This is a genomic window from Streptomyces sp. NPDC001292, assembly GCF_042896465.1.
Lineage (GTDB): Bacteria > Actinomycetota > Actinomycetes > Streptomycetales > Streptomycetaceae > Streptomyces.
Window position 1 is genome coordinate 114,956 of record NZ_JBIAXG010000011.1, and the last position, 19,518, is coordinate 134,473.

Below are 19,518 nucleotides of genomic sequence, written 5' to 3' on the forward strand. Positions count from 1 at the left end.
TGCCGACGGGCATCGCCGAGACAGGGAGGGGCCGGCTCCGCGGGCACCCTTGCCTCGCCCGGATGAGCGGACATCAGCTGTCGAAGCCGAGGCCGAGCCGGTCGAGGGTCTTGAGCCAGAGATTGCGCCGTCCGGAGTTCTCGTCCGCGCGGGCGAGGGACCGCCTGGTGGCCTGGATTCCCGCCCAGCGGATCGGTTCCGGCGGGAACGGAAGGGGCTTGCGCCGCACCATCTCCAGTTCGGTCCGCTCGGTTCGCTCGCCGGCCAGCAGGTCGAGCATCACCTCGGCTGCGAAGCGGGTCGCACCCACGCCTAGGCCGGTGAATCCGGCCGTATGGGCGACCCGGCCCCGGTGAGTGGTGTCGAAGAACGCGCAGAAGCGGGTGCAGGTGTCGATCGCGCCGCCCCAGGCGTGGGTGAAGCTCAGCCCCTCCAGCTGCGGGAAGGTCCGGAAGAAGTGCCGAGCCAGGGTCGCGAAGGTTTCCGGCCGCTGGTCGTGCTCGGCGCGCACTCGGCCCCGGTAGTGGTAGACGGCGTCGTAGCCGCCCCACAGGATGCGGTTGTCGGCGGAGAGCCGCACGTAGTGGAACTGGTTGGCGGCGTCGGAGAATCCCTGCCGGTTGTGCCAGCCGACGGAGGCGAGCTGTTCGTCCGTCAATGGCTCGGTCATCAGCGCGTAGTCGTACACGGGGACGGTGTAGAGACGGTGCCGCTTGAGTAGGGAGGGGAAGGCGTTGGTCGCAAGGGCGACCCGGTTCGCGAGGACGCGGCCGTAGGGGGTCCGCACCGCGATCCCCGGGCCGGCCTCCGCGACGGCTGCGGCCGAGGTGTGCTCGTGGATACGTACGCCGAGGTCAAGGCAAGCCTGCTTGAGGCCCCACGCGAGGCGCGCGGGGTTGAGCATCGCAGTGCCGTCCTTGTCCCAGAGCGCACCCAGGAAGGTCGGCGAGTTGATCTCGGCGCGAACCTGGTCGGCGTCCAGTACGGTCTGCTCACAGCCGCGGCGGGCGGCGAGCGCGGCGAACTCGTGCATGTCGTCGATCTGGTACGGCTCCGTCGCCACGTTGAGAGAGCCGGTGCGCCGCCAGTCGCAGTCGATGCCGTACTTCTTGATCGTGTCCTCGATCGCCTGAAGGTTCCGCATGCCGAGCCGCTCCAGCTTGGCGAGCTCGCCGGGCCAGCGATCCATGCCGTTGCTCAGACCGTGGGTGAGGCTGGACTCGCAGAAACCACCGTTGCGACCGGAGGCGGCCCAGCCGATCTCCTCGCCTTCGATCAGGACCACGTCGCGGGAGGGGTCGCGCTCCTTGGCGATCAGGGCGGTCCACAGGCCGCTGTAGCCGCCGCCCACTACGAGCAGATCGCAGCTTGTGTCGGCGACCAGGGCCGACGCGGCCTCCGGGCGGCCGGGGTCGTCCAGCCAGAAGGGGGTGGGGCCGGCGTCCTTGAGCGCGCGGACGGGATCCATGGAGGACTCCTTGGGTGCAGGGAGGGGTTGGCCTCCGGGGTCCAGCCATCAGACCTCCAGCCCCAGAAAACTGTCAACGGCGTTGACATAAGCCTGCCCGCTTCCCCCGCTCCCGGACCCAGGTCGACACCCCCGGTATCCCGGCAGCGATCCGCCCAGCCCGGCCCCTTACGCGGCGCCTGGCGAGGGCGCGCGATCCGGGCCTCAGCCGGCCTCCGCACCCGCACCCGCACCCGCACCCGGACCCGGAAGCCTGGCCGCGACGGCGTCGAGCAGCAACTCCAGCGCGAAGGGATAGCCGCTGAGCGGCATCTCGGCGGCCAGCAGGCGCACGGTGGCGGCGATGTTGGGGTGGGTGCCCGCGTCCAGGCCGCCGTAAAGGACCTGCCACACCTTGAGGTCGGCCGTCTGCGCGGGAGCCGGCATGGCCAGCGCCGCCGCGTCCAAGGCCGCGAAGGCGAGCGCCTGGTCCACGAAGGCGTGATAGATCCGTACCGCTTCCGGGTCGCGGAAGCCCGCCGACCGCAGCACGCCGAGGATCATCTCCACGGCCCGCATCTCGTTGTCCCGCCCCGTCGTGCGGTGTGCCGCCAACATGGCGGCCTGCGGGTGCGCCTGGTACGAGGCATGGACGCGCAGGCCCAACTCGCACAGGTCGGCACGCCAGTTGCCAGTGGGCTGCCAGCCATGCTGGGCACGGCCGATGAGCTCGTCGGCGACGGCCAGCAGCAAGTCGTCCGTGTTGCGGAAGTACCGATAGAGGGCGCTGGGATCGGCGCCCAGTGCGGCTCCCAGCCGCCGGGCCGTCAACGCCTCCGCACCATGCTGGCCGACCAGCCGAAGCGCCGTCTCCACGATGACCCGCTCGGACAGCACCGTGCCCTGTTTCGTCGGCCTTCTGCGCCGTCGAAACGGCTCCGGAACCACACGCTCAGCCATGGCCGGAGCTTATGACAACACCATTGACATGTGAAGAGCCCAAGGACTTCCATGGCCTGCCACCAGGCCCCTTCGGCCACGTTCCCCTACCAGCAAGGCGAAGATCATTGGCACTACCAGTGAAGGACGCGGGCAGCACACCGAGCAAAAGCCCCCAAGCTCCCGGGTCCGCGATGCGAAAGTCCATAGGCGTCGTCGATGGCATGGTCCTCGCCGCTTCGAGCACCGCGGCCACCAGCAGCATCGGTATCGGACTCGGTCTGATGGCGAGCATCGTCGGCCTGCACCTGCCGGCGATCATGCTGCTGGCCTTCTTGCCCGTGCTCGGCATCGCCGGCGGATACGGGCGGCTCAACCGTGTCGAACCCAACGCCGGCAGCAGCTACAAGTGGGTCGGCCGCATCCTCAGCCCCTGGCTGGGCTTTCTGACCGGATGGGTCAACGTGGTCGGCACGATCGTTTTCATGGCGTACACCACCACAGTGACCGGCTCGGCGATCATCCAGCTCCTCGGCCAGGCCACCGTCCACAGCGTCGCCGGCCTCTCCCTCGATCCGGACTCCACCCTCCAGTCCACTCTCCTCGGTATGGCCGTTCTGGTCGCCGCCGCGCTGATCGCCGTGCGCGGGCTCGACCTCGCGGCGCGTCTCCAGAAATACCTGCTGATCTTCGAATACGGCGTGCTGCTCGCCTTCTGCGGCTACGGCCTGTTCGCCGGGGACCAGCCCTTCTCACTGCAGTGGTACAACCCCTTCGACATCCCCTCGGCCGAAGCCCTCGCCCAGGGCATGGTGCTCGCCGTCTTCTGCTACTGGGGCTTCGAGTCGGTCTTCAGCGTCGGTGAGGAGGTCGCAGACCCGCGGAACGCCTCCCGCGGCGGATTCATGGCGCTGACCGTCATGCTGCTCCTGTTCCTGCTCGCCGGCACCGCCTTCCAGCGGGTCCTGCCGCTGGGCGAACTGTCCGACAACGGCGCGCAGGGGCTCGCCTACTTCGGCACGAAACTCGCCCACCAGCCGCTGGCCGCACTGCCGCTCATCGCCCTCATGTTCTCCGCGGTGGCGTCGCTCCAGGCCTCCGTCATCCCCACCGCCCGCGGGATGTACGCGATGGGCCGCGACGGCGTTCTCGGCTCCGTCTGGACACGCCTGCACCCCAGGCACGGGACCCCCGCCGCCGGCACCCTGCTGATCACCGCGATCGCCCTTGCCCTCGCCGTGCTGGCCCTGGTCATCCCCACCGTCAACGACTTGATCTTCGCCGCGGTCAACGCGATCGGCATCGTCGTCGCCCTCTACTACGCCCTCACCGCCACGGCCGCCGCCGTGCACTTCCGCCACCTGCTGCGCACCTCACCGATGGAGGCTCTGCGCGCGGTCGTCGGACCGGTGCTGGGCGCGCTCGCACTGCTCGCCATCGGCGGCTACCTCGCCTGGACCTTCTACCGCTCCACCGATCACCTCGAACTCTCCGCCGACAACGGCTGGTTCACACTGCTCGTCCCGGTGCTGATGATCGGCTCCGGCCTCCTGGCCGCCGCGTGGGCACGCGCGCGCCGCCGGTCGACCTACTTCTCCCGTTCCCCCGACACCGCCTCCCCCAGCGACCCGAGCAGCGCCGGCTGACCAGCCCGCTGCGGACGCACCCAGCAGACCACGACCCCCGTTTCCTCCCGCGGCCCGCTCGCGAACCACCGACCCACCAGGAGAACCTTTCATGACCAAGGCCGATCTGGTCTTCACCCACGGCCCCGTGCACACCGGGGACCCCGCCCGCACCCGGGCGAGCAGTCTCGCCGTCACCGGGGAGCGGATCACAGCCGTCGGCCACGACGAGGTACGGGAGCTGATCGGCCCGCGGACCGAAGTGGTCGACCTCAGTGGGAAGTTGCTGCTCCCCGGCTTCCAGGACGCCCACATCCACGCTGTCTACGGCGGCCTGGAGCTGGCCGAGTGCGACCTCACCGGCGCCGTGGAAGTCGACGAATACCTGCGCCGCATCCGCGAGTTCGCCGACGACCACCCCGAGAGCACTTGGATCACCGGCGGCGGCTGGTCCATGGAGAGCTTCGAGGGCGGCCTTCCGAGCCGGCAGCTGCTCGACTCCGTGGTGCCGGACCGGCCGGTGTACCTGGTCAATCGCGACCACCACGGCGCCTGGGCCAACACCCGTGCGCTGGAACTCGCGGGCGTCACCCGGGACACCCCGGACCCCGCCGACGGCCGGATCGAACGGGAGGCCGACGGCACACCGAGCGGCGTCCTGCAGGAAGGCGCCACCGGCCTGGTGGCCCGGCTGGTGCCCGCGAAGACCGCCGCCGACCGTCTCGACGGCCTGCTGCGCGCTCAGCGGCTGCTGCACTCGCTCGGTATCACCGGCTGGCAGGACGCCCTGCTCGGCGAGTTCAACGGCCAGCCCGACCCCTCGGACGCCTACCTCGCCGCCGCCCGTGAGGGAACCCTCACCGCCCGGGTCAACGGCGCGCTCTGGTGGGACCGCGGCCGAGGCCCGGACCAGATCCCGGAGCTGGTCTCCCGCCGCGCGGAACTGAACCACGGCAGGTTCCGGGCCGGCTCGGTGAAGATCATGCAGGACGGCATCGCGGAGAACTTCACCGCCGCGATGACCAGCCCCTACCTGGATGCCTGCGGCTGCGCCACCGCCAACAGCGGCCTGAGCTTCGTCGACCCGGTCGCGCTGCGCTCGTACGTCACCGAACTGGACGCGCTCGACTTCCAGGTGCACTTCCACGCCCTCGGCGACCGCGCGGTGCGCGAGGCGCTGGACGCGATCGAGGCGTCCCGCACGGCCAACGGCCGCCGTGCCACCCGGCACCACCTCGCCCACCTGCAGGTGGTCCACCCCGACGACATCCCGCGCTTCGCGCGGCTCGGCGCGATCGCCAACATCCAGCCGCTCTGGGCCACCCACGAGCCGCAGATGGACGAGCTGACCATTCCCTTCCTGGGGCCCGAACGCGCCGCCTGGCAGTACCCCTTCGGCTCCCTGCTGCGGTCCGGCGCGACCCTGGCGGCGGGCAGCGACTGGTCCGTGAGCAGCCCCGACCCACTCGCCGGGATCCATGTCGCCGTCAACCGGATGGAGCCCGGGGCGGCCGACGGCCGGGTCTTCCTGCCCGAACAGCGCCTCGACCTCGCCACCGCGGTCGCGGCCTACACGGCGGGTTCGGCCCACGTCAACGGCCTGGACGACACCGGCACCCTGCGGCCGGGCCACCTCGCCGACCTGGTGGTCCTCGATCGGGACATCTTCACCGCCCCGGCCGAGGAGATCCACACGGCCCGGGTCCTGCGGACCTACGTGAGTGGAGTGCTGGTGCACTCCGTCTCGTGACGGCCGCGCCGTCGGAGCGCGGCCGCGGCCGTGGAATCGCCCCCGCGCTCCGACGACGTCCTGATCTCCAGTTCCGTCCGCACCAGCGCGCCGGTCGGCTCCTGGCTCCCGCTCTCCAAGGCCGCGACGAGCAGTTCGAGGCCCTTCTCGGCCACGCTCACCGGCTGGAGGCTCAGGGTAGTGACCGGCGGGTCGGCGTGGGCGGCCGAGGTGTCCTCGCTCGCGCACACCAGCAGCAGGTCTGCGGGGACCGACAGGCCCAGGCGGCGTGCGGCGTCGAGCACCAGTGGCGGATTGGCCTCGGTCAGCACGAAAAGGGCGTCGGGCCGGTCGGGCGCGGTGAGGGACCGCTCGACCGCCTCGACGGCGGGGCCGTTGCCCGGCCGCGCCGAAAGCGTGACGAGAGGCGTGGCGTCCTGCTCGGCGCACCAGCGCCGGTAGGCGTCCAGGGCCGCGGTGTAGAAGCGGGTCGGAGTGTCGGGCGCCACGACCGCGATGCGCCGGGCACCCTGCGCGTGCAGGTGATCCAGCACCTCGCGTACCGCGGCGTCGGCGTCGACGTCCACCCAGTGCGTGCCGGGGCGGCCCTCCACCGAGCGATCGGTGAAGAGCGGTATGCGGGCGGCGATGAACTCCTCCACCAGCGGGTCGTCCGCGAGCGGGTCCGCGACGATCGCGGCGTCGAGCGGCAGGTCGGCCCACTCACCGGGTGAGGAGCCGGTGGGCAGCAGCACCAGGGCGTAGCCGTGGCGCAGGGCCGTGGTCGCGACGGCGCTGGTCAGTTTGGTGAAGTAGGGGGAGTCCATGTAGGACCCGGGGCCCGTGGGGTACTCCCCCACGGCGTAGCCGATGAGCCTGGCGTGCCCCGCGCGCAGCAGCCGTGCCGTCGGGTTGGGCCGGTAGCCGAGGCGGCGTGCGACCTCGCGGGCGCGCTCGCGCACGGCCGGCGAGAGGCGTCCGGTGCCGTTGAGCGCCGCGGAGACGGTGGTCTTGGACAGACCCGCCTCGCGGGCGACGTCGACGAGGCGGACCCGGGGGACGACGGCCGGGACGCCGTGGCCAGTGCGGCGCGGAGTTTCGGTCATGCGCTGATGCTGCCAGCCGCCACGCGCCGTCGTCCACGTGCCTGTGACCTCAAAAAAACCGTTCCCGCAGCTCCTTGTGCGGGAACGTTCCCGCATCAATACTCGCTGCCACCTCCAGAACCCTCTACCCCCCGGAAAGGGGTCGGTTCCTTGCGTGCCTCCAGATCCACCGCCCTGCTCGCCGGAGCGGTCGCCCTGGCTGCGGCCGTCTCCGGCTGCTCCGGCGCCTCGTCCACCGGCGCCAGGTCCGCCAAGGGCAGCACCGCCTACCAGGTCTCCGCGGACACACCCGCGGCCAAGGGCTCGATCCCGTCGTTCTCCTGGTCGCTCTACGCCGAGCCCTACTCCCTCGACTACACCCAGGCCTGGGACTACCCGCCCAACACCGTCCTGGCGAACGTCTGCGAGCAACTGTTCCGCATCACACCCGACATGAGGATCGCGCCGGGCCTGGCCCTGAAGTCGGCCAATCCCGACCCGCGGACCTGGGTGTACACACTCCGCAGCGGCGTGAAGTTCCACTCCGGTTCGAGCATGACCGCGGACGACGTCGTCGCCTCCCTCAGGCGCCATCTCGACCCGGCCGTGGGCTCGGCGTGGGGCAGCGCGTTCAAGAACGTCGCCTCGATCACCAAAACCGGCCCGCTCGAAGTGACGATCAAGCTCAACAAGCCCGACGTCCTGCTCAACGAACTGATGGCGGCCTCCCCCGGCACCGTCGAGAGCGCCGCGTTCCTGGCCAGGGCCGGCCAGGACTACGGCAACCCGAAGGCCGGCGTCGACTGCACGGGCCCCTACGCGCTCGGCACCTGGGCCCAGGGCGACAGCATCATCCTGAAGAAGAACCCCACGTACTGGGATCGCACGCTGACTCCCAAGGCGCAGAGCGTCAAGTTCGTCTTCATCCAGGACCCGGCCGCGCGCACCAACGCCTGGCTCTCCGGATCGGTCGACGGCGGGTACCTGGTGCCGGCCACCTCGATCGGGCAGCTCAAGTCGACCTCGCGGGGCAAGCTGTACTTCGGCCCGAACACCGCCGCCTCCGACCTCGCCGTGTTCAACCTCAAGGGCACGCTCGGCGACCTGAAGGTACGCAAAGCCCTGTCCATGGCGCTGGACCGGCAGAGCATCATCGGGGCCGCCGTCGCGGGAGTGGCCGTCCCGGCCAAGGCTCCGGCCGCGCGGGGCGCCTGGCTCACCGCCCCGGACCGGACGGCCGGCTACTTCTCCGCGCTTCCCGACCTGGTGTACGACATCGACGGCGCCAAGAAGCTGATCAAGGAGGCGGGTGCGACCGGCAAGAAGGTCGTCATCGCCAGCAGCACGCTCACTCCGGAGATCACCGTCGTCGCCAACGCCGTGCAGGAGGCCGGCAAGAAGATCGGTCTCGACGTGCAGATCAAGCCGATCGCACCCGACGCGTACACCGCGCTCTTCACCGACCCGCACGCCCGTGCCGGCATTGACCTGGTCTTCACCAACGGCTACATCAACTCACCCGACCCGCTCGAGTTCTACCAGTCGTTCCGCACCGGCGACTTCGGCAACTACGGCGACTACTCGAACCCCGAGTTCGACGCGCTCTACGACCGGGCGTCGGCGGTCGCCGACCCGGCCACCCGTGCCGACCTGACCGCCGAGCTGCAGAAGATCGCGCTGCGCGACCTGCCCGCCATCCCGCTGTACGAGGCTCCCCACTCGGTGTTCCTGGGCAGCCGGATCACCGGTGCTCCGGCCGGCATCGCCCAGCTGTACTACCCGTGGGCGGCGAAGATCGGCTCGGCGAACTGATGGCCCGTTACCTCATCGGCCGGCTCCTGGGGCTGGTGACCGTACTGCTGATCACCTCCTTCCTGGTCTTCAGCGCGGTGCATTTGGCCCCGGGGGACCCGGTGTCCTTCCTCCTCAAGGGCCACCCGGTCTCGCCGGAGACCAAGGCCGCGATCCGCGCCCAGTACCACCTCGACGACCCGTTCTTCACCCAGTACCTGAAGTGGGTCGGCAATGTGCTGCACGGCGACTTCGGGCGCTCCGTCCAGTTCCGGCACGACGTCGGATCCCTGATCGGCTCGCGTCTGCCGAGCACGGCCCTCCTCATCGGGTACTCGGCCGTGCTGGTCTGCCTCGGCGGCGTACTCGCCGGCATCCTCGCCGCACTGCGCCCCGGCGTGGTCGACCGCATGGTGCTCGTGTGCACCGGCGTGGCCACGGCGACCCCGCCGTTCGTCAGCGCCATCGTGCTGGTCTCGCTGTTCTCGGTGCAGTTGGGCTGGTTCCCCGGGCCCGGCGCCGCCGGCACCGGTTTCGTGGACCGGCTCTACCACCTGACCCTGCCCGCCTTCGCCCTCGCGGTCACCCTCGCCGGGCTGCTGGCCCGGGTGACCCGCTCTTCGATGCTCGACGAGCTGAGGCGCGAGCACGTGGAGGTGGCGCGCTCCCGCGGCGTCGCCGAGGGCACCGTGGTGCGGCGGCACGTGCTGCGCAACGCGCTGGGCCCGATCGTCACCGTAGGCGGCACGATGCTCGCCGGACTCCTGGTGAGCACCTCGATCGTGGAGACCGCCTTCAACGTGTCCGGCATCGGCTCACTGCTCGTGCAGTCGGTGACGGTCAAGGACTTCCCCGTCGTACAGGCGATCACGCTGATCACTGTGGCGGCGTTCGTCCTGGTGAACCTGGTCGTGGACCTCCTCGCGCCACTCATCGACCCCCGGCTGACCCTGACCCGGCGAGGTGCCTCATGACCACCGCTGTCCCCGTCACCGAACTGCGCCGGCGGCCTGGTCTGCGCCCACCGCGCGTGCTCGGGCAGGGGCCGCTGTTCACCGCTGCCGTCCTGCTGCTGGGTGTGCTGGTGGCCGTCGCCGTGTTCGCACCGTTGCTCGCGCCGTACGACCCCGACGCCCTCGACCTGCAGGCCACCCTGGCCGGGAGCAGCACCGACCACCTCTTGGGCGCCGACCAGTCGGGCCGCGACGTGCTGTCGCGCCTGCTGTACGGAGCGCGCTCTGGGCTGCTCGGACCGCTCGTGGTTGTCGGCTTGTCGACCCTGCTGGGCATCCTGGTGGGCGTCGTGGCCTCCTGGCGCGGCGGTTGGGTCGACGCGGTCCTCTCACGGTCGATGGACCTGGTGTTCTCCTTCCCCGGACTGCTTGTGGCGATCATGTTCGTGGCGGTCACCGGACCGGGAATGACCGCGCCCGTCGTCGCCATGGCAGTCGCGTACACGCCGTACGTGGGGCGACTGGTGCGCAGCATCGCCCGGCAGGAGAAGGCACGTCCGTACATCGAGTCCTACCTCGTGCAGGGCTGGTCGGGCTGGACGATCTGCGTCCGGCACCTGCTGCCCAACATCGCGCCGACGGTGCTCGCCCAGTCGGCGATCAACTTCGGGTACGCCCTGATGGACCTCGCGGCGCTCTCCTTCCTCGGCTTCGGGGTGCAGCCGCCGACCGCCGACTGGGGCGCGATGATCAACGAGGGTGAGGGCGCGCTGCTGCAGGGCGCGATGCTTCCGGCGCTCGCGCCGTCCGTGTGCATCGTGCTCGCTGTCGTGGCGTTCAGCATTGTCGGCGAGGGCATCGCCGACCGGGTCGCGAAGCGGGAGCGGTGAGACGGATGACTGTGCAGCAGACTCTTCTGGAGATCGACAACCTCTCCGTGCGGCTGCCCGAGGGGCACGCGGCCCGGCCGATCCTGGACGGCGTGTCCCTGCACGTCGCGGCGGGTGAGACCGTCGGCCTGGTCGGTGAATCCGGTTCCGGCAAGTCGGTCGCCTGCCGCAGCGTGCTCGGGCTGCTGCCCGAAACGGCGCGGACGGACGGCGAGGTCCGGGTGGCGGGCCGCAACGTACTGAGGCTGGACCGGACCGGATTGACGGAACTGAGGACCCGTCAGGTCTCGATGATCTTCCAGGACCCCCGTGCCTCGGTCAACCCGATGCGCCGCGTCGGCGACTTCCTCACCGAGCAAATGCGTGCCGCCGGCGTACCTGCGGCGGCGGCGACGAGCCAGGCCGAGGAACTTCTCGATGCCGTGGGCATCCGCGACCCACGAGGCGCGTTGCGACGCTACCCGCACCAGTTCTCCGGCGGCATGCTCCAGCGCGTCGTCATCGCGGCGGCACTGGCAAGCCGGCCCTCGCTGCTCGTCGCCGACGAGCCGACTACCGCACTGGACGTCACGACCCAGGCCGAGGTCATCGCGATCCTCACCCGCCTGCAGGCCGAGCACGGCACGGGGCTGCTCTTCGTCACCCACGACCTGGAACTGGCCTCGGCCGTCTGCGACCGCGTCTACGTCATGTACGCGGGGCGCATCGTCGAGACGCAGGCCGCCGGTGACCTGTTCGAACGGCCGCACCACCCGTACACGGCCGGCCTCCTCGCGTGCACGCCCCGCATCGAACCCGACGCGGCGCCACCACGACCTATCCCCGGCCGCCCGGTCTCGCTCGCCGAGTCGCCGTCCGGATGCACGTTCGCCGCCCGTTGCGCGCACGCGCAGAAGCGCTGCTCGGTCGACAAGCCCGTCCTGCAGCAGTACGGCGGCGAGGGCCTGGCCGCCTGCCTGCGCGCCGAAGAAGGGATCCCGCTGTGAGTGCCGCGACGGAGAAGGCCGGCGCCTCCGGTCTCGTGGTGGACGGACTGCGGAAGGAGTTCGGCGGCCAGGCTGCGGTCGACGGCGTCTCCTTCACTCTGCGGCCGGGGGGCTCACTCGGCATCGTCGGCGAGTCCGGATGTGGCAAGACCACCACGGCGCGCATGCTCGTCGGCCTCGAGACACCCGATGCCGGCAGCGTCCACCTGGGCGGATGCGACCGTTTCGCGCGTGCCCGCGGCCGCGCCGAGCGTCTGGCCCGCGCCCGCGAGATCCAAATGGTGTTCCAGGACCCGTACCTCTCCCTCGACCCGCGCATCAGCGTGAGCGCCTGCATCGAGGAGGTCCTGCGCCTGCACTTCCCGGCGGACGCGCCGGCGCGGCGCAGGCGGGTCGCCGAACTCCTCGACCAGGTGGGACTGGGAGAGCGCGAGGCCACGGCGCTGCCCCGCCGGCTGTCCGGCGGGCAGCGTCAGCGCGTGGCCATCGCCCGGGCATTGGCGGCCCGGCCTCAGGTGCTCATCCTCGACGAGGCGGTCGCCGCGCTCGACGTCTCCATCCAGGCGCAGATCCTCGAACTGCTCACCGACATCCGGCGCGACGAGGGCATCGGCTTCCTCTTCGTCAGCCACGACCTCGCGGTCGTCCGGCACATCACCGACGAGGTGGTGGTGCTCAGGGGCGGAAGGATCGTCGAGTCCGGTCCCACGATCTCCGTCCTGACCGGCCCACGGCATCCCTACACCCGCCTCCTGATCGACTCCGTACCGCGGCCCGGATGGGATCCGGCCCACATCTCCGCGGGCCGCCGCGCGCTCACCTGACCCTTTCGCCTCACCTCGAAGGACCATCACATGACCGATCTCACCGACCTCGCCCATCTCCCGGCCACCGAGGCCCTGCGCCGGTTCCGCGACCGCTCCCTGTCACCGGTCGAGTTGATGACCGCGGTCATCGCGCGCGCCGAAGCCGTCGAGCCGAAGGTCAACGCCCTTGCCGAGCGGACTTTCGAGGAGGCGCTCGCCGCCGCCCACGAGGCCGAGGCACGGTACGCGGGCAAGGGCGAGGCGCCCCGCGCGCTGGAAGGTCTCGCCGTCGCGACGAAGGAGGAGCAGCCCATCGCGGGCCGCCGCAGTACGGACGGATCCCTGGCGTTCCAGGACCAGATCGCCGAGCAGACACACCCGGTCATCGAGCGGATCCAGGCCGCCGGCGGCATCGTGCACGCCCGGACCACGACCCCCGAGTTCAGCTGCGCCGGGTTCACACAGTCACGGCTGTGGGGCGTCACCCGCAACCCGTGGAACCTGGAGTTCACTCCGGGCGGCTCCTCGGGCGGCGCGGGCGCCGCGCTCGCGGCGGGTGAGACGACGCTCGCGACCGGCTCCGACATCGGCGGCTCGATCCGCATCCCCGCCTCGTACACGGGCACGGTCGGATTCAAGCCGCCGTACGGGCGTGTGCCGGCGATGACGCCGTTCAACCTCGACACGTACTGCCACGACGGTCCGATGGCGCGCACCGTCGGCGACTGCGCCCTGCTGGAGAACGTCATCGCGGGGCCCCACCCGCTCGACGCGGTCTCGCTGCGGCCCAAACTCGTCCTGCCCGAGCGGTTCGAGGGCGCCGAAGGCCTGCGGGTGGCGCTCTCGGTCACCCTAGGTGACTGGCCGGTCGATCCCGAGGTCGAGGCCAACACCCGCGCGGTCGCGGAGGCGCTGCGCGCGGCCGGGGCCGTCGTCGAGGAGGTCGAGGTCCCCATCATGCGGGCGGACGTGATGCGGGCCGCGATGATCCACTTCGGTTCCGTCTTCGGCCCCTACATCGGATCGGTGGCCGCCGAGCACGGCGACCAGCTCACCCCGTACGCGCTCGACTTCGCCCGACGGGCCGCCGAGGCCGTCCGCGAGCCCGGCAGCTTCCTGCGGGGCCTCACGGCAGAGGCCGCCGTGCAGACGACGCTCGGTGCCCTGCTGGACCGCTACGACGTGCTGCTGTGCCCGACCACTGCCGTCCCGGCGCTCAAGGCGGACGACGACCACCTCTCGACCAAGGTCGTGATCAACGGCGTCGAGCTGGACTTCTACCTGGAAGCGGCGATGACCACGGCGTTCAACATCGCCAGCCGCTGCCCGGTGCTGAGCGTGCCGTCCGGTTTCGCCTCGACCGGAGTGCCGACGGGGGTGCAGGTAGTCGGGCGCACCTACGACGACACCACGGTGTTCCGCGCGGCGGCAGCGATCGAGGCCGCCCGACCCTGGTCCAGCGTCCCGATCCTCTGATTCGGCCGTGTCACCGGGTTCCGAAGGCACGTGGGCGAGCACACCGCCGCATCACGCCTCGCCCCCGCCCCAGCCGGCGATCGGGCCCGCGGTGCACTCCGGCGGCACGGCAGCCCTGGCCGACGTAGTCGTCGTACGCGGTCTTGTACTGCGGGAAGTCATGCGGCATGTACTCCCCCGGCCTGACAGCACCGAGGGTCCACGGCGTCGCGAAGTCGTTGGGGCCGGGCCGACCGCCTGCTCGCCTCATCCGGCCCCGCCATCGTGCACCACCGTCTGGCGCCGGCCTCCGATAGCCTGGGTTGGCGGCTGCCGCGAGTGGGAGGCGCTCTGCGAGCAGCCCCTCTCGGTGAGGCGTGCAGGATGTCATCGATCTCGGCACGTTCGGAGCCTGGCCCTGCCGGAGTAGGCCTTCAGACAGGTTCGGCGGACATATGGGTGTGAGGGAGCAAGTGGAATTCCGAGGAATTCACTGGCCCCTATACGGTCAGGCGGCTGTGGCCACCTTCCCGGGCCTGCATCTCTGAATACCGGGTGATACAAATGAAACATGGTGGCATTTTTAGACTGCCGTTGTCCCGGGCAGTCGAAAAATTCGATCGACGTGGTGGCGCGGGTCCCGAGGGAGGTCGTGAAGACAGGCGTATCACGTCGCGGCGCCGACCCGGGCAGCGCCTGCGGCCCCTGCTGAACACACGGAGCATCGCCGGCCAGGTCTTCCTCCTGCAGGTGGCGATTGTGCTGCTGACCATTGCTTCTGCGGTCTTGGCCCTCGTGTTCCTGGCACGCAGCGAGAGCACGCGGAATGCGCGTGACCGCTCGGTCACCGCCGCCGAGATGTTCGCCCATGCGCCGGGGATCCAGCAGGCACTGAAGTCACCGAATCCTACGGCGGTGCTCCAGCCGCTGACCGAGGCGGCCCGTAAGCGCGCCGATGTCAATTTCATCGTCGTGGCGAATACGCACGGGATCCGCTACACACAGACAAATCCAGCACTCATCGGGAAGAGGATGGTGGCCACTATCGGACCGGCGTTGGCTGGCCACACGTACGTCGAGAAAGTCCAGGATCCTCTCGGCTATGAGATACAGGCGACGGCCCCGGTGACCGATGCCCATGGCACGGTCGTGGGCCTGGTGAGTGCCGGGCTCAGGGTCAGCAAGATCAACAGCACGGTGTATCGGACGCTGCCGATCCTCGCCGGCGGTGGTGCCGCCGCGCTGGCCGTGACCACCGCTGGTACGGCGCTGGTGGTCCGACGGCTGCGGCGCCAGACCCGCGGCCTCGGGCCCGCAGAGATCACCCGCATGTACGAGCACCACGACGCGGTACTGCACTCGGTCCGCGAGGGCGTGTTCATCACGGACGGCGGGCGGTCGCTCCTGCTCGCCAATGACGAGGCGCAACGCCTGCTCGACCTGCCTCCGGACGCAGAAGGACGCCCCGTCACCGCCCTCGGCCTGGATCCTGACATATCGCAACTACTGGTCTCCGGACGTATCGCCACTGACGAGGTACACCCGGCCGGGGACCGCCTGCTGGCCGTGAACCAGCGGCCCACGGATCTCTACGGAGGACCGCCCGGCAGCGTGGCGACGCTCCGGGACACCACCGAGCTACGCGCCCTTTCGGGGCGAGCCGAGGTAGCGCGGGAGCGCCTGAAGCTGTTGTACGACGCCAGCGTGTACATCGGCACCACCCTCGACGTGCGACGGACGGCCGAGGAACTGGCAGAGGTGACGGTGCCCCGGTTCGCAGATTTCGTCTCGGTCGACCTGGTCGACCCCATCCTGCAGGGTGAGGAGCCGGTGGGTACGACCTTTCGCCGTACGGCCCTCAGCGGCATCCGCGACGACCATCCCCTCTACCCGCAGGACCAGCTGATCACTTTCGCTCCGAGCACGCCGCATGCCCGGGCCCTCCACCTCGGGCAGGCAGTTGCCGTGCCGGATCTGAGCGACGACCCATCATGGTGGGAGCAGGATGCCGAGCGTGCACGACAGGCGCTCGCGTACGGATTCCACTCCCTCATCACGGTCCCGCTGCGGGCACGAGGGGCCGTCCTGGGCATAGCGGCCTTCTGGCGCTCGGAACGACCCGATGCCTTCGACGTGGATGACCGGACTCTCGCCGAAGAATTGGTCACGCATGCCACAGTGTGCATCGACAACGCCCGCCGCTACACCCGCGAACACACCCTGGCGGTCACCCTCCAGCGCAGCCTTCTCCCCCGTGGCGTGCCCGCGCAGGAGGCCGTCGAGGTGGCCTCCCGCTACCTGTCGGCTCAGGCCGGGGCGGGCGGGGACTGGTTCGACGTCATCCCACTGCCGGGGGCCCGGGTCGCCCTCGTGGTCGGCGACGTGGTCGGGCACGGCGTGCATGCCGCGGCGACCATGGGCCGACTGCGAATCGCCGTGCGTAATTTTTCCGCTCTGGACCTGCCACCCGACGAACTCCTCAGCCATCTTGACGAGTTGGTCACCGAGCTCGACCAAGAGGAAGGGGCCGAGAGTAGCGGCGAAGGCATCACCGGAGCCACCTGCCTGTACGCCGTCTACGACCCGGTCACCGGCCGGGCCACCATGGCCCGCGCCGGTCACCTGGGCCCCGCGCTGGTCCGCCCCGACGGCACCGTTGCCTTCCCCGAAGTACCCGCCTCCCCACCGCTCGGCCTGGGCGGGGAACCGTTCGAGACAGCGGACCTACAGATGCCTGAGGGAAGCCAACTGGTCCTCTACACCGATGGACTCATCGAGGACCGCAACCGCGACATCGACACCGGCCTCGACCTGCTGCGCGCCGCGCTGACCGGCAGCACGGACCGCAACCCCGAGGAGACCTGCGCTGCGGTCTGCGACACCGTGCTGCCCCCGCAACCAAGCGACGACATCGCCCTGCTGGTCGCCCGCACCCGCCTGCTACCCCCCGAACAGGTCGCCGACTGGGACGTGCCGTCCGACCCTGCGGCTGTCTCCCCGGTCCGCGCCTCATGCACCCGCCAACTCGAGGCGTGGGGGCTGCAGGAGCTGGCTTTCACCGCCGAGCTGATCCTCAGCGAGCTGGTCACCAACGCCATCCGCTACGGCTCCGCCCCGGTACGGGTCCGGATGCTGCGCGACCGCAGCCTTATCTGCGAAGTTTCCGACGGCAGCAGCACCTCCCCCCACCTGCGCCGCGCCAAGACCACCGACGAGGGCGGCCGTGGGCTGTTCCTGGTGGCCCAGTGCTCCGAACGGTGGGGGACGAGGTACACGGCCCGGGGCAAGGTCATCTGGGCCGAGCAGTCCCTGACCGGCGGGCAGCAGGAGGTGTTCATCCCCCTGCTGGACGATCTGGCCGAATAGCGCAGCAGCCCACCGTGCCGACGCCTGGCTGCACGTTCCGTACGTGCACGGGTAGAGGTTGCTTCTGCACGCGGCCGAGATGCCTGACCGCTGGACGAGCGCAGTTGTGGCCTCATGGCGCAGGGCGGCGGGGCGGCCCCTGGCTCCCTGGCACGGCTCGGAAGCGCTGAGGTTGAGCCGACGACGGGCCGGTGTGGGACGCGGTCGACGCCCCGGGATGCGGGAGGCGGTCCAGAGGCTGCCGAAGCAGCTCGACACCCTCCTCACCAAGGAACTGCGGGGCGGTGCCGAACTGTCCGGCGGTCAGTGGCAGCGCCTCGTCGGTTTCAGCGCTCCGGGCTCCAACCGCGCCGGCCCCAGAGCCTCACTGTCAGGCGTAGTGGCGGTAGACGGCCTGTGCCACACAGGCCGGCTTGTCGCTGCCCTCGACCTCCACGGTGAAGGTGAGGGGCATCTGCACGCCGTTGCCCTTGACTTCCTCCACGGTTCCGACGGCACCGTGCAGGCGGATCTTCGCGCCGACCGGAACCGGGCTGGGAAAGCGGACCTTGTCGAGGCCGTAGTTGACGCTCATGGAGATGCCGGTGATGTCGAGCAGTTCGTTGAAGAGCGGAATGATGAGGGAAAGGGTCAGGTAGCCGTGGGCGATGGGGCCCCCGAAGGGGCCGTCCTTGGCCCTCCCCGGGTCGGTGTGAATCCACTGGTGGTCGTCGGTGGCGTCGGCGAAGGTGTTCACCCGGTCCTGGGTGATCTCACGCCAGTCTGTGCGGCCGAGGTCAGCTCCGCTCAGGGCCTTGATCTCGTCGAGGCCGTCGGCCGTGGTGGTCATGGGGATTCCTTTCGATGGCGCCGATGTCGTGTGGTGTCGTGTATGCGGCCTGCGAGGGGCCTACCTACGGGCGGAGCCGGTCCGTGTGACGGCCCGCGTTCTTGTCGCGCAGAGCGGGTTTCATGATCTTCCCGGAGGCTGTGCGGGGCAGAGCATCCGTGAAGATCACGGACTTGGGGATCTTGTACTTGGCGAGCCTGCCCTGGAGGTGGTCGAGGATGTCGTGCTCGTCGGCGTGGGCCGAGGGTTTGAGGACGACGACGGCGCGGCCGACTTCGCCCCAGACCTGGTCGGGCATTCCGATGACCGCGCATTCGGCGACTGCGGGGTGGGCGAGGATCGTGTCCTCCACTTCGGCCGGGTAGACGTTCTCGCCTCCGGAGACGAACATGTCTTTGACCCGGTCGACGATGTAGGCGTATCCGTCGTCGTCGATCCGGGCGATGTCGCCGGTGCGCAGCCAGCGGCCGTCGGTGAAAGCGGCCTCGGTGTCGTCGGGCCGACCCCAGTAACCGGTCATGACGTTGGGGCCGTGGACGAGGATCTCGCCGCGTTGTCCGGGTTCGGCGTCCTGGCCGTCGGGCAGCACCACGCGGGTGTCGGTGAAGAAGTGCGGCACGCCCGCGGAGCCGGCCTTGGCCGTGGTCTGCTCCCGGTCCAGGAAGAGCACTCCCGGGGAGGCCTCGGTCATGCCGTAGCCCTGGCTGAAGGTCAGGCCTCGGGCGAGATACGCGGCGATGGTACGTGCGGGGACCGGTGCGCCGCCGCAGTTGAGGGTGCGTAGGCTGGACAGGTCGGTGTCCGGCCATTGCGGCCTGGCGGTCATGGCGTCGTACATGGTGGGAACGCCGAACATGTAGGTGACGCGCTCGGTCTCGATGAGATGCAGGATGTGGTCGGGGTCGAACGTGCCCAGCAGCAGTACCCGCCCGCCCTTGAGGAGGGTGGGCAAGCAGGTCATGTTGAGACCGGCTGTGTGGAACAGCGGCGCCACGACCAGTGTCACTTCGTCGCCGGCCAGGTCTGTGTCGACGAGGACGTTGACGCTGTTCCAGGTGATGTTGGCGTGGGAGAGCACTGCGCCCTTGGGTCGGCCCGTGGTCCCGGACGTGTACATGATCATGCACGGGTCGTCCGGGGCGACGGTCGCGTCCAGTGGCTCGGTTCTGCCTGCTGCCAGCAGGTCCTCGTAGCCGAGTGCCCCGTCATCGGTCCCGTCGAGAGTGACGCGGTGGCGTACGCCCGCATCGTGGGCGGCAGCTGCGGCGACTTCGGCCTGTTCGGGTGCGTGGACGAGGACGGTACTACCCGAATCGGACAGGTTGTAGGCCAGCTCCTGGACGGCCAGCCGGGTGTTGAGCGGGACGAAGACCGCACCGAGCACGCCAGCGGCGAACAGCGTTTCCAGGAAGGCCGGGTGGTTGGGGCCAAGGTACGCGATTCGGTCGCCACGCCCCGCGCCCAGACTACGCAGGCCGTGGGCGAGGCTCAGGACACGCTGGTGCAGGTCGCGGTAGGTCCACTGGCTGCCTTCGTGGACGATGGCGATCCGGGCGGGTGTCTTTCGGGCCCGGCGGGCCGGCCAGGAACCGATGCCTTGGTTCAACACGGCGACTC

Annotated in this window: 14 protein-coding genes; 9 read left to right on the forward strand and 5 right to left on the reverse strand. The window is 70.1% G+C overall.

Annotated features, from left to right (window positions below; all coding sequences use genetic code 11):
- Positions 1–73 precede the first annotated feature (73 nt).
- Together ACFY4A_RS14960 and ACFY4A_RS14965 are read right to left on the reverse strand one after the other, a co-directional pair.
- The gene (locus ACFY4A_RS14960) at positions 74–1,468 is read right to left on the reverse strand and encodes an NAD(P)/FAD-dependent oxidoreductase (protein WP_390829849.1); all 1,395 of its coding nucleotides are present in this window, start codon (positions 1,466–1,468) and stop codon (positions 74–76) included.
- A 204-nt stretch (positions 1,469–1,672) separates the two neighbouring features.
- Positions 1,673–2,407 carry a TetR/AcrR family transcriptional regulator gene (locus ACFY4A_RS14965; protein WP_390829850.1) on the reverse strand — a complete coding sequence of 245 codons (735 nt, stop codon included), beginning with the start codon at positions 2,405–2,407 and terminating at the stop codon, positions 1,673–1,675.
- Between the two features lie 173 nt (positions 2,408–2,580).
- On the opposite strand from ACFY4A_RS14965, the gene ACFY4A_RS14970 reads away from it, so the two are divergent.
- Positions 2,581–4,032 (forward strand): APC family permease, encoded by a 1,452-nt coding sequence (locus ACFY4A_RS14970; RefSeq protein ID WP_390829851.1) that lies wholly within the window; start codon positions 2,581–2,583, stop codon positions 4,030–4,032.
- 91 nt (positions 4,033–4,123) lie between these two features.
- Positions 4,124–5,761, forward strand: a complete 1,638-nt coding sequence (locus ACFY4A_RS14975; RefSeq protein ID WP_390829852.1) for an amidohydrolase — start codon at positions 4,124–4,126, stop codon at positions 5,759–5,761.
- Here ACFY4A_RS14975 and ACFY4A_RS14980 read toward each other — a convergent pair.
- On the reverse strand, positions 5,725–6,846 hold the full coding sequence (locus tag ACFY4A_RS14980) for a LacI family DNA-binding transcriptional regulator (protein ID WP_390829853.1): 1,122 nt from the start codon (positions 6,844–6,846) through the stop codon (positions 5,725–5,727). The genes ACFY4A_RS14975 and ACFY4A_RS14980 overlap by 37 nt on opposite strands.
- 150 nt (positions 6,847–6,996) lie before the next feature.
- Between ACFY4A_RS14980 and ACFY4A_RS14985 the strand changes: the two genes are divergently transcribed.
- The 7 genes from ACFY4A_RS14985 to ACFY4A_RS15015 all read left to right on the forward strand — a co-directional run bounded on the left by ACFY4A_RS14985 (position 6,997) and on the right by ACFY4A_RS15015 (position 17,072).
- Positions 6,997–8,637: an ABC transporter substrate-binding protein gene (locus ACFY4A_RS14985; protein ID WP_390829854.1), complete on the forward strand. Its 1,641-nt coding sequence runs from the start codon at positions 6,997–6,999 to the stop codon at positions 8,635–8,637.
- On the forward strand, positions 8,637–9,590 hold the full coding sequence (locus ACFY4A_RS14990; protein WP_390829910.1) for an ABC transporter permease: 954 nt from the start codon (positions 8,637–8,639) through the stop codon (positions 9,588–9,590). Before ACFY4A_RS14985 ends, ACFY4A_RS14990 begins: the two co-directional genes overlap by 1 nt.
- Positions 9,587–10,459, forward strand: coding sequence for an ABC transporter permease (locus ACFY4A_RS14995; RefSeq protein WP_390829855.1), 873 nt, complete (start codon positions 9,587–9,589; stop codon positions 10,457–10,459). Before ACFY4A_RS14990 ends, ACFY4A_RS14995 begins: the two co-directional genes overlap by 4 nt.
- Positions 10,460–10,464: 5 nt before the next feature.
- Complete coding sequence (locus ACFY4A_RS15000; protein ID WP_390829857.1) at positions 10,465–11,445, forward strand: ABC transporter ATP-binding protein; 981 nt, start codon at positions 10,465–10,467, stop codon at positions 11,443–11,445.
- The gene (locus ACFY4A_RS15005) at positions 11,442–12,269 is read left to right on the forward strand and encodes an ABC transporter ATP-binding protein (protein ID WP_390829858.1); all 828 of its coding nucleotides are present in this window, start codon (positions 11,442–11,444) and stop codon (positions 12,267–12,269) included. Before ACFY4A_RS15000 ends, ACFY4A_RS15005 begins: the two co-directional genes overlap by 4 nt.
- Positions 12,270–12,299: 30 nt before the next feature.
- Positions 12,300–13,727, forward strand: a complete 1,428-nt coding sequence (locus ACFY4A_RS15010; RefSeq protein WP_390829859.1) for an amidase — start codon at positions 12,300–12,302, stop codon at positions 13,725–13,727.
- A 543-nt stretch (positions 13,728–14,270) separates the two neighbouring features.
- Complete coding sequence (locus ACFY4A_RS15015) at positions 14,271–17,072, forward strand: SpoIIE family protein phosphatase (RefSeq protein ID WP_390829860.1); 2,802 nt, start codon at positions 14,271–14,273, stop codon at positions 17,070–17,072.
- 370 nt (positions 17,073–17,442) lie between these two features.
- On the opposite strand, the gene ACFY4A_RS15020 is transcribed toward ACFY4A_RS15015, so the two are convergent.
- Positions 17,443–17,901 carry a MaoC family dehydratase gene (locus ACFY4A_RS15020; RefSeq protein ID WP_390829861.1) on the reverse strand — a complete coding sequence of 153 codons (459 nt, stop codon included), beginning with the start codon at positions 17,899–17,901 and terminating at the stop codon, positions 17,443–17,445.
- A 64-nt stretch (positions 17,902–17,965) separates the two neighbouring features.
- Complete coding sequence (locus ACFY4A_RS15025; RefSeq protein ID WP_390829862.1) at positions 17,966–19,510, reverse strand: long-chain fatty acid--CoA ligase; 1,545 nt, start codon at positions 19,508–19,510, stop codon at positions 17,966–17,968.
- Between the last annotated feature and the right edge of the window lie 8 nt (positions 19,511–19,518).